Below are 12,963 nucleotides of genomic sequence, written 5' to 3' on the forward strand. Positions count from 1 at the left end.
CACAGTCAATGTCAAACTTGATAGTCAGTTTTGACCCTGGTGCTTCCTTGACCAAGATTGTTTACGAACTAGCAACTGAGTGATGAGTTTCCCGCTGAACTCCCAGCTGATTTGCAATCAGACTGCTGGACTATCAGGTTTGGTAAGTAGGGAGCGATTGTATTCCACGAATTAGACGAAACGTGTAATGCTGCATGAATTATGAGCCTAAACAATAAGCTAACTAGAGATTTCTTCCATTAATTGCGTAATTGAGAACAGAAACAATGTATTAATAGTAAAATAGGATGCCGCGCTTAAGAGGTAGTAGATGGAGCCATTAACTGCTGGTGCGATCGCAATTGGAACTGTAATTGCCACCAAAGCATTAGAAAAAACGGGCGAAAAGGTAGGAGAAACTTTATGGGATAAAACTGGTAAGTTTCTGGCATCGCTCGAAAAACAGTCTCCTGGAACTATAACTGTGATTGAGAAAGTACCAGGGCAACCTCTCGCTTAACTTAATTTTTATTGATCTTTACAAGGAAAAATAATGGTTACCTATCTTCCACCCAAAGAGGGATTTTGGAAAAAACTTGCTAATGCCTGCAAAAGCACCTTCTTGCCATTTCAATATGGCCCTGATAAACAGGCGGAAAATTTAACGCGGCAATTAGCGGCACATCGTGAGTTTGAAACAGAACGACGCGAACTTGAATTAATCAAACTCAAAGCGCAGTATCACCGTGATATACAACAGCAAGACTGGCAGTCCACTCAAAACTGGCTCAATCGCCAATTTCAGGGACAGGAAAACGATAAAACCCGCCAGCTACAAGCTGCCATAGTTGCTTATACAAAACAATGGGATTACCAGATATTGCATCAACGTATGGACTTTGATTTGCTATTGCAACAAGAACGCAAAGCAATCGACTTAGAACTCCTGCAACAAACCCATCTTAATCAAATCGCTTTATCTTTACTAAATACACAAAGGGCAAAAGAAACAGAGGAATATCGGCGTATTCTTAGCACTTTTCCATTACGCAGTGCGCCATCAATTTTTATTGAAGACTTAGAAACAAGAAAAAATAAAGGAGAGAGATTCCCTTTATTAATCACTATCTCACCACCAGATATAGATTTTGAACCGTTTCAAGTTCACAAATCTGGACTTCCACAAATGGAAAAAAGTCTGAATGAAGCAATGCGTATTTTCTTTCATGAAAATTATTCTAAACAGGACAAAGAGCGTCCTATTGAGTTTGTTGGTGGACTATGGGATAGCAACAAATACCATAGCGAAGCGGCAATTAAGAACTTGCATTATCTAATGCCTGCTGTTCCCACTTTAGTTATTAATTCAGAAGTACATGGCGACTTAATGAATCTGCATACTGGAGTATGGAGGGCAGAAGAAGAGTACAATGTAACACCCATTTTTTCAGGATTTAATGTTGCTGAATTTTTATTTGAAATTTGTAAACAAGAAGCGGCAGAATGGGGAAATGAGAGGGAGGATTTGTTATCCAAACTTGATGAAGAAAGAGTTAAGGAAATAGCTGGGGATAAGGAGGTAAATTGGCAGTTATTACAGGAAGAACGAATAATTAGAACCTCAGATAAAAATTTTACCAATAGATATCGCCCAACACGCAGGGCATTTAAAGAATTAGAAAAGCATCTTTCTTTACTTCATCAACTCATTGCGGGGCTTGTAGCTGATGAGTATTTTTTTATTAACTACCAACTTCCTCCTAAACTACCCACTTTATTACCAGAATTATTGCAAGGTAGCACGCAAGAGGAACAGGAGGACTTAGAATTTTTTGTTTTTTCACACTACATTAATTTTGGTGAAGATTTAGCAAAATTTGGCAATCCTTTAGCTGCTGATTTCATACTTGATTTAGCAGTCTATATGATGGGGTTATCTAATTTTAAACTGACAATGTTACTAACCAAAGCCTCAATTTATATATGGTTAGTGCAGCAGGAATTACCAGCAGAAAAACAGGATTTACTTACTGCTATGTGCCTGCAAATACGTCCATATATGGCAAAGGCAGAGTTAGCGTTTTTGAAAAAGCTGGGTTCTTGCTTATACTTTTTAAAAGAGATGGAAGAATATGATTGGATAATGCAGGTATGGAATGAAACTACAGAGCAGCAACGTCAAATCATAAAGCAAATTCAAGAACTAGACGCGACTGAGTTAGAACGCCAACAAGAATTGAAAGCCGCCGAATCTAAACGTCAAGAAGAGGCAAAACAACAACAAGCAGAAGAGGAAGGACGCAAAAAATTGGGTGACTCTGTTTTTATTGAAACAGTAACAGTCGATAAAGATGCCAAAATTATTAAGCGGCAAATTCAAGAGGTTCGGCAGAAAGTTGTTCAACTGCCTAACGATGTAGAATTAGAGCTAGTCTATATTCCATCGGGAGAGTTTTTGATGGGCGCGGCAGAGAATGAAAATGGTGCTGAGAAAACTGAAAAGCCCCAACATTTAGTTTATGTTACCCATTTTTATATGGCAGCAACTCCTGTTACCCAAGCGCAATGGGAAGCAATAATGGGTAGTAATCCTAGTACACATAAATACCCAAATAATCCCGTTGAAAATGTAAGTTGGGAAGACACCCAAGTTTTCTGTCAAAAACTAAATTTAATATTACTTGACAATGAGTTAATTTGGGAGAGAGTGCTAGACTTCTGTGAAAAACTAAATTTAAGTAAACTTAACAATGGATTACGCGAATATCTATTGCACTGTGAAATGTCACTTGGCAATGAATGGCGTAAACACATTTTTCGTTTGCCAAGTGAAGCGGAATGGGAATACGCCTGTCGCGCAGGAACAATCACTCCGTTTTCTTGTGGTATGACTATTATCACTGGGTTAGCTAATTATGGTACAGGTTTGACTACTGAGGTCAAACGATTTAGCCGTAACTTGTATGGGTTGTACGATATGCATGGCAACGTATCGGAATGGTGCGAAGATTTATGGCATGATAATTATAACGATGCACCTATTAATGGTAGTGCATGGTTAGAAGGGGGTGTAGCAAAACAACGTGTGCATCGTGGTGGAAATTTCACTGATAAGCTCTTGAAAATACGTTCTGCTTGTCGTGCTTTTTCTCATCAGACTGATACAAAAAACAGTGCTATTGGGTTTCGTATTGTGCTACCGATTGTTAACAGTGCTGACAATTAATTGCCAGATATTTTTTAACTGTTTACAAAATTCTTGGAACAAACACGAGGTATACAATGAGTGATTTTAACGTTAATACATTCGATAGTGTTTCTGCCGGTGCTTTAGGTGGACAAGCAGGTAGTCTTTTGGACAGTGCAACTCTCGGAGGGCTGGTTACGGAAGAAGCTATAGAAGAAGGAGTATTGACTTATGGGGGAAATTCTTCTCACCTTGATACATCAATAGCTGCTGTTTCGGGCGCAATTGAAAGTGGTCAGCACCTTGGTCAATACATGGGAGAAACTCTAGGATCTAGCATTGTATACAATGGGCATGAAGTTGGTGGTGCTATCAATGATTGTCCTACTGACTTCACCACTCCTACTGATCAGCTTAATACCCCTGCATGGTCTTCGGATTTGGCATCGAATTCCCTTACAGATGCTTTGTCTAGTGCTTTTGATGCTTCATCATCATTTACATCTGACATAAGCCAACCATCATACGACACATCCCTTCCAGGTGATAACAGTTCCAGATTATCGTTACCTATCAATGATTTGTGGCAGGGAATAAATGCTAAGGAATCAGATATCACCGTCAACAGTAATACTTTTAACTTTGGATAGGCTAAATAAATTACTGAAACTTAAGCCGCAAGTTTTTTACTTCAATTACTAAGTTTGGGGAATTTAGAGCAGAAATCATGTCTTAATAAATAAGATGCCGTACTTACGAGGTAGTATATGGAGCCATTAACTGCTGGTGCGATCGCGCTTTTTACTCTGATTGGAAACAAAGCATTAAATAAGGCAGGCGATCAGGTTATTAATGTGATATTTGAGCAAGGCGGTAAGGTAATTAAACTGCTCAGGCTCAAGTCTCCGGATACAGCAAAATTGATCGAAGCAGCAGCAGAAAATCGCGCCTTGCTCCCAGGACAACGAGAAGATATTGGTGAAGCTGTTTTGATAGAAAAAATAGAGTCAGCAGCGTCAGCATATCCAGAGATTAAAGACACCCTGGAAGCTTTGGCTTTTGACGCACAAGCTGCCGCCAAAGAACATCCGCAACTAGCCGCAGCACTTGAGCAGTTAACAGAGACGGTCAAAGTCCAACGTCCTAACATCATTAATGAGAACTGGCAAGGAATAAATTTTAAGAACGCAAATCCTACCATCAGAAACAATACTTTTAACTTTGGTAGCAAATGACTTACAGAGTATGTACTTATTCTGAAGATGACCAACCTTTACTAATAGCCCTGATGAGATTGACATAGTGGCTATCCAATGAACTCTCGATAGCGGCTTCACCAGCAGCTTTTAAGGCTTTGACTAAACGTGATTTTAGATCAGGCTCAATTTCCTCATTAACATATGCAACTATTTCAGCTTCGCTAGCGGTAGGATTAGATTTCTCTAGTTGTTGGAGTAAATCCTGAATCTCAGCAGCAGCTTCAGCAAGGGTCTGTCTTTTTTCATACCCATAGTTAATAGCACCACTCGCTACATAGCCGCCTTCAACGTTAATACGTTTATCGATTCCATCAACATTTCCAGCAACATAATAACCTCCATCTTGGACAATAATTTGCTTGAATTCGTTTATTAAAGATGATGAAGTATTGCCCAAGGCTTTTCTGAATGCATCAAGGGTGGCGATTGTAATCAAGCCTAAAATAATTATCAAAGCCGACTGTAATTCGCTAGTTATGGGAATCTTGACTAGGACAAAAATTAGTACAAGCAGTACTATTGATAAATAAATTCCAACAAAGACTTGGAGTCGTTTCTCAAGCTTCAATACGCTAATTACGTCTAATTTAGGGTCTTGCATCTCTAGACTCCTCAGCTTGAACTCTTGGCTCTTTTTCATCAGACAAAAGCTTATCTGATTCTTTTGGAAAACCCTTTAAACTATCTAAAAAATTGCCTATTTCTCCCAAAGAGTAACCTAACGGTTTCGCCAAACCTAAAGTCAGGAATAATAGACCTGCTAAAGGAATAGTTTGTATAAAATAAATCCCAGCAGCAATTGAAATTGTAATAGCTGCAATCTGTTGTCCACGTTGGAGAATATCTTTCTGTTGAGCTTGTTGAAGCTGAATTTCTGCTGATTTCTGCGCGTAATTCAATCGTCTGGTTTGTACGTCTAATTCTTGAACTCTTTGTCTCAATACAAGGATCTTTTCATATTCCTCTACTGTGCTTGCTTCCATGAAGCGATCGCTTAAAACTTCTTTATATACTTCAATATCAGATTGAGGCTCAAGCTTGACAAGGGCTTTGCTTGGAGACTGATCGCGTAATACAGTGATCTTTCTTTGTTGTTCTAGTCCTGTGTCCTCCATCTCCTACCTCTATCTAGGCAAGCTAGAGTTCACCAACCCAAAATTGCCGGGTGGAGGCAGGCACTTGTGCAGGGCAGCAGAGGAGAGACTTATACAAGTCCTTTACCCTCTGCCCTAGACCTCTGCTGACCACTATGCAAAGTTTCCTTGGCAAACTACTAGTGTTCAGCATAGCACCACTTAATTGACTCTTACTACCTTCCAGGCTGACTGATTCCCAATCTTGCCAGACCTCACAAAACTGAACGACCCACGAGTAAACTGCTGTTTCCCCTTCTTCACCCTTGGCTTACACCCTAAAAGCCCCTCCACTTCAGAAGAAGACAGAAGCCAGCCTTCGGTAGCCGCAAGCTGAAGCTCTTTGAGGTGCTGTAGTGGCTCTGTGGGTCGCAGGTGACGGGCGATCGCTTCCACCAACTGAACCACCTCCCCAAGTGCCAAGTCTGGTTGTCCAGTGGTCGTGTCCAGTCTGTCCACTAGTCTACTGGACGTGTCTAGCGTGTCCAGTGGACTGCTCACTAATTCTGTTTTGGGGGATTTGAAATCATCCATTTTCCCGCCTGCGCTGATATGGTCGTGCAACTGATCAAGCAATTCCACATCATCAGCAGTAATGTAAGATTTATTCCCCTGCTTGAATGTCTTGATGTCGAGCGCGTCTATCCGGTTGTAAACCGCCTGTTTTCCAAGACTGTACCTATCAAGGAGTGCAGCAACGGGGAACGGGTCTATTTCTACTGTCATAAGAGTGTCCAGTGGACGTGTCCAGTTTATCCAGTGGACACTCTAACACATCGTCTAGTGGTGTGCTGAGTATTCAAACCAACCAAAATTTGATAATTGTAGTTAGCTAGTTAAGCTCTAAATAAGAAACATTGGCTGTATCAAAGCGATAAACGGCTGACTGCAAAAGTTTGTGGGAGGCTCGACCGTTCAGCTTTATTGTGTATTCGAGGCTGGGAGAGTATCAACAGTGCATGGCATTGGTTCACATACCACTCCCTTTAGTTGACAATCAGCAAATTAAGCATTATACAAATTAGAAGTTGCATTCTATATGTTATTTAAATAAGATTCAATTTCAATAACTGATACAATTATTTGCCTAATAAATTAATTTCATGGATAGCCAATAAGATGGATAAATTAAAAGATGAAAGAGTAAATTGTTACTCTGTTATGACCCAATTAACAATAGGACAATATCTTCGTATTATACAAAGTGTATATGAAAGCGGTGGAGGAATTGAAGGGCAGCGAGAATCTTTAAAAACAAGTACAGCTATTCGCATACGAAAAAGAATGATTGAAGACTTGCGTTTAGGTACAGTATTGCCACCTATAGTACTAGGAGTTGTTGTTGAAGAGGAGGTTTTTAATAACTTAGATAATTTAGATGAAAAATCTTTTTTTGAAATTATAGATAATTTACCTAAAGAGAATATATCTATAATTGATGGTATGCAAAGAACTACTGCAATGACTGAAGTAATAAGTAACTCTAAAGAAGATTTAAGCAGTAGGAAAATGCGGGTAGAGTATTGGGTTGCTCCAACTACAAATAGCTTAATATATCGAATGTTAGTTCTTAATACAGGGCAAGTACCTTGGAATTTAAGAAGACAACTTGAAACTGTTTTTCGTTCAATGATTAAAGAAATAAATAAAAAAGTTGACTCTGTAGAAGTTTTAGAGGTAAACGATGCAAAGAGGCGATCTCGTGCCGGACAATTTCAAGCAGATCAAGTTATTGAATTATTTTTAGTATTTGGTGCAAGGAAAGAAAAAATTGATACAAAAGAACGTTTGGCTGATGAATTCACTAAGCAAGATTTTATAGAAGCTACATCTGATGATCAATTTACAAGTATGTTTTATGACGTACTTGGCTATCTTGCCAAATTTGATAAATTATTCGATAAATATAAAAATTCAAATGATGATGAACAAGAAGGCCGTTTTCAAAGTGGTAAAGACCTCTTCAGTAGCCAACCGGCTCGTGTTGGTTTTGTTACAGCCATAGCATTAAAAGTTTTAGGTAGACCTGGGACACAATATTCTGAAAACAAGCAAAAAAATAACTTAGATACTGTTAAAAATAATGCTGAAATATTGATAAATAAACTGGATTTGATGGATAGTTTTGATATTGAAAATTTTTTAGATTTTAATACTCTAAATGAGGTAATTTTTCATAAATCTGGAAGAGTGGGGGATTTTGAAAGAGAGTTTTTCTTAAAAGCTTTTAACGTACTGATCGAAGATAACTTTAATATTACTGCAATGACACCCTGTTGGAGAGCTTATTAATTGTATATGTCAAGGAACATGAAAGCAGCCAATCAATATATATTTACTTCATTCATTAGTTTTGTTAAAAAGGCTAATGTTTATGACATTCCCAATTATGAAGAGGAAAAACCGCAATATATCAAAACAGAACCAATTGAGAAAGAATGGCTAAAAACATTAATTATAGAAAATATACAACCAATTTTACCAAATTTTATTACAGCTTATATCACTTTTAAAGAAAGCAATTTTTTTGTAGTTATAGGTTGGCTTGAATCAGTAAAATTTGATGAAACAATTACTATTTATCCTTTAAATGCAGGGCTGATAACAGCTCTCTTATTTGAATTAAAAGTTCCTATTCGTCAAAATGCTGAACCATATGAAATACTTGATGAAATACTTTTTCAAAACAAAGATTCAAAGTATTCAGGACACGATTACACTGACGTGATTAAATATTTTGAGAAAATCAGTGTCTACGAAATCTTGGAAAGTTCTCCTATTCAAAAAGATAAATTAGAAAAACTCTCTGGGTTTTATATTACTAAAAATAGTAACAATTTATTTTTAAATTTTTCTCATGAAACAATTGCTATATTTGAAACAATATTTGTAGAGGGTTCTGATAGTATTCCTTATGATAATCTATTACTCAGTATTACTTCTATATCTTGGAAACATTCATTCCTTGATATTTATAGATGTATAGAAAAAATATTTCCCCTAGCTAAGTTAGATGAATTATGTAGAAAATTATCTATTTCAACACCACTAATTCATCTCGCTGGTGAAATGGAAAAATCTCTGGGTTGGAAACCAAAAGAAGAAGATGCTCTTAAGAATATTATTGATAATTCACCATTAGAAGCAAAACAACTATTCAGAGAAGTGAAACAATTTTTAGATGGTAGTGAAGATGGTAAACTTGAAAAATTTGTTTACCAAGTTCGCAACTGTATTGTTCATTACCGACCAGCAACCCAAGTTTTAGAAATCTCCAAACTAGATGCTGTGAATTGGGACAAACTAATAAGAGGTGCTTTATTAGTTGTTAAGCATTGGTATAAAGAATATAATATCTCATTAAATTAAAAGATATGAGTATTAATTTTAGCCACCTCCGGGGTGATGGGCGTCACCGTGCCAAAACGGGAAAATCGTACGCTAAGGCTGAACGTCTTTGTCCGTCTAGATTTTAGGTGTTAATTTTTTTGTTGGTGCAGAGTACTGGTACTACTCTGCACCATCTGGAAGTTCCTAATTCGAGTCAAAAATGAGGAATAGAGGTATGCCGTTTGCTCAAAACAAGGTATTTTCATAGCATTCAGGTTAGTCTCAATTCCTTAGCGTACGATTTTCCCAAATTGGCACGGTGATGCCTGATGTCGCCAAACTATTAAATTCCGACATTTTGTGAGAATTCAAGTTCTGATAAGTACAAGTAAGGAGACTCTGATCTTTTTACTCGGATCGTAGCAACACATACAAATTTTTTTGATTACCACGCATGAGGCGAAAATTTTCGTCTAAATAGGTAATATCTGTCCAGCCATTAAAGGAGAGTGTTGATTCCAAAGGCGACTGATTATCGACTTCTAAAGCCTTACGAAAACTAGAGTCGGTCAAATCATTGCTTACACTTTTAACGGATGTTTCTACAAAATCAATATTGAGACGTTTAGAATCTTCTACTGTGTAACGCCCTTCAACTATAGTAATACCATTAATACCAGACAATAGAGTAAATTCAATTAGGTTATTGTATTCCTGACCAGCTGTATAAACTTCTTGAAAGATACCAGTAACGCTGATAGCCACATTCGGGAGTTTACCAAAAGAAACACGTTGTAGAGTAGTTTCTCGTTCTAAGCCAAATGTACTGTACAAGAGCCGCCAGCGCCCTTGAACCAACTCAAGATGGTTTGTTGGTTCAGCAGTAGGATTTACAGCCTCAAGCGATCGCGCTAATGTCTCGATTTGCAATGCGGCTGTTGGAGTACAGTTAAACCCAATGTCACTAGCTTCTGAAATAGAAATCAGTTCTTGTTTGAGATTTACCAATTCGCTAACCATAATTTGGTCTAAAAAAACCTTTTTAGCTCGTGAAAACGGCACAAGATATCACTCTTTGCTATTAACCGTAGATTCTATCACAGTACCGTCTTTTTTATACCATAAAAACGACGTTTTCCCTGATTTATGTGAACTTCTACAACCTCATCTAAGTGTTTAGAGCCTAAAATAATGGTTCCATCTGAGTTGATAGTATGAAATTTGGGGTTGTGCGTAGCCATTAAAAAATTTTTTTGAAGTCGATGAATCACTCTTTGAGTCAAAATTTCACAAATCACCCCAATCAAAATTCAGGAACCGTCGAGCATTCAGCTTGGTATATTTTTCAGTGTGTTTGATATCGCGGTGTCCCAAAAAATCTTGAATCTCTCTAGTGTTGTAACCCTGATTCACCAGATAGTAACCGCAGGCGTGGCGCATCATGTGACAGTGAACTTTGATATCAAGTCCTGCCTGCGCCGCCAGTCGCCCAATCAGTTTTTGCACCGCATCAGTGGACATCACCTCACCACGCTCAGAAACAAAAATATATTTGCTATCAGGCAACATCTCTCTGAGTTCTTTGAGCAAAACTAATTCATCATCTCTCAAGGGATGCACCCCTGAATCACTGCCCTTTTCCCTGGTGATGAAAATCTGACGTTCGGCCCACATCAGGGCATCCCAGCGCAAACCGCACTTAGCCCCTACAGCTTCCCCCACCCTCAGCCCGTGGCGAAACATAAGCAACATCAGTGTATAATCACGGTGAGCATAACGAGCTTTGCGTTCTAGTGCGGCATCAAGAAGACTTCGCACCTCGCTTGGTGTAAGGTATTCTCGCTTACCTGTAATGCTTGTTAGGTAGACGAGTTGGGGGCGGTGGACTCATTTATTCTCGCTGGTAGTGTCCGGTGTACGCGATATATTATGGACAGTCTACCTCGCTACAAGCCCTATTATTTCGTTAAAAGACAAGCCACTCAAGAGTTATTGCAAACTGTTATCAATTGATAAATACGTCCATCTTTGGCCAATGCCCTCAGAGGGTGCGATTGCGCGATCGGGCAGCGTCTTCTTGCGATCGCGGTCATTGTCCAAGCCATAACTGAAGATTAGCTGTATCTCTGATTGCGTTAGCAGGAGTCTAACGTATTAGATTATTACTGAGGGCTGAAATGACTAGAGCTTCATCTTTAGCACCAGATTTTACTATTCGCCAACCCCAGAAGAATGGTATTGGTCGGTGGCAGTCGTGAAAACTTCTACGGATAAAGCAAGCTTTTAGCTTTTCCTTTTATTTCTTCAGGACATTCGTTAAACAAAGCCTCTTTTATATTGCTGCCCAAGTGTTCTGCCTTGAGCCATTCGGTCAGGCTATGTTTCCATATATTTTCATCATAGTAGTGCATTACATTCCCATCTTCATACAAGGTGTAGTCATCGTCTTGTATGAACGTATCTAGACATACGCTACATATTTCTTTTGCTTGTGTCATGTCCATCAATATGAAAATGTTGGTACAAAGTTAGCATCAGGTAAAAGTTTTACCAGGGTACCCCACACCCCCCATTTTTCCGATTGAACCCTTGTGAATCTGCCTCTAACTCCGTACTGTTATTCCGGGCGGCATCAACTGAAACTCATTCCAAGTTAGCGACACCACAATATTTTCTGTATCTGAATCTACTTGGATAAGCCAACGGTTGCTTGGTTGACCATCTGAGCCTGATTCTCGACCACAAACTACCCCAACTTTTCCGGCTACATACGCCGGACGTAGAATTAACACTCTGTCTCCTACTTGAACCGGGTCTGGGGTGTGCAATAACGCTCTCTCAACTGCTCTGACTTTTCACGGGATGTGGAAAAGAAAGAGTGGTTCGCGATAGACTATCGCGAACCAATTGCTATTTTTTATTATATTTGGAGGTTTCTTCGACTAAATCTTTTAAACCCTGTTTGAGAGTCTCAATGGAACGATCTAAAGCTTCAATTTTAGTCCTTGCAGTAATTTGTTCAATGGCATCTATGTAGGCTTGACTACCAGCCTTACCTAAATGCTTGTACTTGGAAAGCTTGCCATCACTTCGAGTCGGAAATATTGGTGTTGTAGCATGTAATTTATAGTACCAATAAAATTCTTTACGTCCCTTTGCTAGATAACGAGCTATTCTACAACGTGGTGGCGCAACAGGCATTGAATTGTGTATGGCAGTGACTTCAAGTTCTTGACTGTTACATACTCCCATAAATAAGAGCTTTCTCCCGATAAACAACGATTGTGAGCGGCTCTGACAAGTACACCTGTATTTTTATTTTTACGTTGAAGTGCGAATACTTCTGCAATATCTCCTTCACGGTCAAAGACATGAATCACTCTTGATAGTAGTCCACCATCAGGCATTTCTAAACCCTTAAATAATTTGTTGACTTTTTGAAAAGCTTCAACCCATCGATAAGATTCTTTCTCTTTAAAAGCTCTATTTTTGGCGATTAAACGTTCTTTCTTTAATCGCTTTTTTTTAGCTGTAGATGTTTCCCCTGGTGGTGGAGATGCTTTGTGCTGTCGATGCCACAATTTCTCCCACAATAATCCTAGTGGCTGACCAAAGTCTGGATCTAGTGCTAAAGAACTATGTAAAATTAGTCCGTTCCCACCATTACCTGTAGGCCCATAATCATCTCTTTTTTCTAAGATTTTTTTATAATCCAGATAAGTAGTATCTCCTACCGCTAATACTATTGGTATGCCATAAATCTCTTGTGCCGTCTGTTTAAAAGATGGTTGAGTCAACTTGTTAAAAGTAGTTTTAGGGTTAGAAAAAAATTCGTAACCGCGTTTGAGGTCACTAGCGCTTTGAAATATTTCTGATAGAGGATGACCATATTTTACTTTTAAAGCCTCCGCAATTAACACTGCTCTGTCGGTCAAGCGCTTGTCACCTAAATCACAATTACGGTACGGGTTTGCTTCTAGTAATTTCATTACACCCAAAATTTTTTAACTACCAGCACCTTACATTAAAGAGCGCAGATCATCTTCAATTCATTTGGTTGGTTCGCGATTATCAA

Annotated in this window: 15 protein-coding genes; 6 read left to right on the forward strand and 9 right to left on the reverse strand. The window is 38.6% G+C overall.

The window, feature by feature from the left end; genetic code table 11:
* Nucleotides 1-310: 310 nt before the first annotated feature.
* From ACYTXL_RS13940 to ACYTXL_RS13955, 4 genes are all read left to right on the forward strand, one after another.
* On the forward strand, nucleotides 311-499 hold the full coding sequence (locus ACYTXL_RS13940) for a hypothetical protein (protein WP_461921091.1): 189 nt from the start codon (nucleotides 311-313) through the stop codon (nucleotides 497-499).
* Between the two features lie 33 nt (nucleotides 500-532).
* Nucleotides 533-3,205: a formylglycine-generating enzyme family protein gene (locus ACYTXL_RS13945; protein WP_461921092.1), complete on the forward strand. Its 2,673-nt coding sequence runs from the start codon at nucleotides 533-535 to the stop codon at nucleotides 3,203-3,205.
* Between the two features lie 56 nt (nucleotides 3,206-3,261).
* Entirely contained in the window at nucleotides 3,262-3,816 is a 555-nt protein-coding gene (locus ACYTXL_RS13950) for a hypothetical protein (protein WP_461921093.1), read from the forward strand.
* Nucleotides 3,817-3,933: 117 nt separating this feature from the next.
* Entirely contained in the window at nucleotides 3,934-4,401 is a 468-nt protein-coding gene (locus ACYTXL_RS13955; RefSeq protein WP_461921094.1) for a hypothetical protein, read from the forward strand.
* Between the two features lie 16 nt (nucleotides 4,402-4,417).
* Here the strand turns inward: ACYTXL_RS13955 and ACYTXL_RS13960 are convergent, their stop codons facing one another.
* The 3 genes from ACYTXL_RS13960 to ACYTXL_RS13970 form a co-directional block, all read right to left on the reverse strand.
* On the reverse strand, nucleotides 4,418-5,026 hold the full coding sequence (locus tag ACYTXL_RS13960) for a hypothetical protein (protein ID WP_461921095.1): 609 nt from the start codon (nucleotides 5,024-5,026) through the stop codon (nucleotides 4,418-4,420).
* Nucleotides 5,013-5,540 (reverse strand): hypothetical protein, encoded by a 528-nt coding sequence (locus tag ACYTXL_RS13965; protein WP_461921096.1) that lies wholly within the window; start codon nucleotides 5,538-5,540, stop codon nucleotides 5,013-5,015. Before ACYTXL_RS13965 ends, ACYTXL_RS13960 begins: the two co-directional genes overlap by 14 nt.
* Nucleotides 5,541-5,720: 180 nt before the next feature.
* The gene (locus ACYTXL_RS13970) at nucleotides 5,721-6,284 is read right to left on the reverse strand and encodes a hypothetical protein (RefSeq protein WP_461921097.1); all 564 of its coding nucleotides are present in this window, start codon (nucleotides 6,282-6,284) and stop codon (nucleotides 5,721-5,723) included.
* Nucleotides 6,285-6,641: 357 nt separating this feature from the next.
* On the opposite strand from ACYTXL_RS13970, the gene ACYTXL_RS13975 reads away from it, so the two are divergent.
* Together ACYTXL_RS13975 and ACYTXL_RS13980 are read left to right on the forward strand one after the other, a co-directional pair.
* A complete protein-coding gene (locus ACYTXL_RS13975) occupies nucleotides 6,642-7,850 on the forward strand; it encodes a hypothetical protein (RefSeq protein ID WP_461925274.1) in 1,209 nt (402 codons plus the stop codon).
* An 18-nt stretch (nucleotides 7,851-7,868) separates the two neighbouring features.
* Nucleotides 7,869-8,927, forward strand: a complete 1,059-nt coding sequence (locus tag ACYTXL_RS13980; protein ID WP_461921099.1) for a hypothetical protein — start codon at nucleotides 7,869-7,871, stop codon at nucleotides 8,925-8,927.
* Nucleotides 8,928-9,296: 369 nt separating this feature from the next.
* On the opposite strand, the gene ACYTXL_RS13985 is transcribed toward ACYTXL_RS13980, so the two are convergent.
* The 6 genes from ACYTXL_RS13985 to ACYTXL_RS14010 all read right to left on the reverse strand — a co-directional run bounded on the left by ACYTXL_RS13985 (nucleotide 9,297) and on the right by ACYTXL_RS14010 (nucleotide 12,877).
* Complete coding sequence (locus ACYTXL_RS13985) at nucleotides 9,297-9,950, reverse strand: PAP/fibrillin family protein (protein WP_461921100.1); 654 nt, start codon at nucleotides 9,948-9,950, stop codon at nucleotides 9,297-9,299.
* A gap of 225 nt (nucleotides 9,951-10,175) precedes the next feature.
* On the reverse strand, nucleotides 10,176-10,706 hold the full coding sequence (locus ACYTXL_RS13990) for a tyrosine-type recombinase/integrase (protein ID WP_461921101.1): 531 nt from the start codon (nucleotides 10,704-10,706) through the stop codon (nucleotides 10,176-10,178).
* Between the two features lie 446 nt (nucleotides 10,707-11,152).
* Nucleotides 11,153-11,386: a hypothetical protein gene (locus ACYTXL_RS13995; RefSeq protein WP_461921102.1), complete on the reverse strand. Its 234-nt coding sequence runs from the start codon at nucleotides 11,384-11,386 to the stop codon at nucleotides 11,153-11,155.
* A 105-nt stretch (nucleotides 11,387-11,491) separates the two neighbouring features.
* Nucleotides 11,492-11,716, reverse strand: a complete 225-nt coding sequence (locus ACYTXL_RS14000) for a hypothetical protein (protein ID WP_461921103.1) — start codon at nucleotides 11,714-11,716, stop codon at nucleotides 11,492-11,494.
* Between the two features lie 82 nt (nucleotides 11,717-11,798).
* Entirely contained in the window at nucleotides 11,799-12,089 is a 291-nt protein-coding gene (locus tag ACYTXL_RS14005) for a hypothetical protein (RefSeq protein ID WP_461921104.1), read from the reverse strand.
* Nucleotides 12,059-12,877: an IS4/Tn5 family transposase DNA-binding protein gene (locus ACYTXL_RS14010; RefSeq protein WP_461925275.1), complete on the reverse strand. Its 819-nt coding sequence runs from the start codon at nucleotides 12,875-12,877 to the stop codon at nucleotides 12,059-12,061. The genes ACYTXL_RS14005 and ACYTXL_RS14010 overlap by 31 nt, the downstream gene beginning before the upstream one ends.
* Between the last annotated feature and the right edge of the window lie 86 nt (nucleotides 12,878-12,963).

The organism is Nostoc sp. (assembly GCF_054880495.1).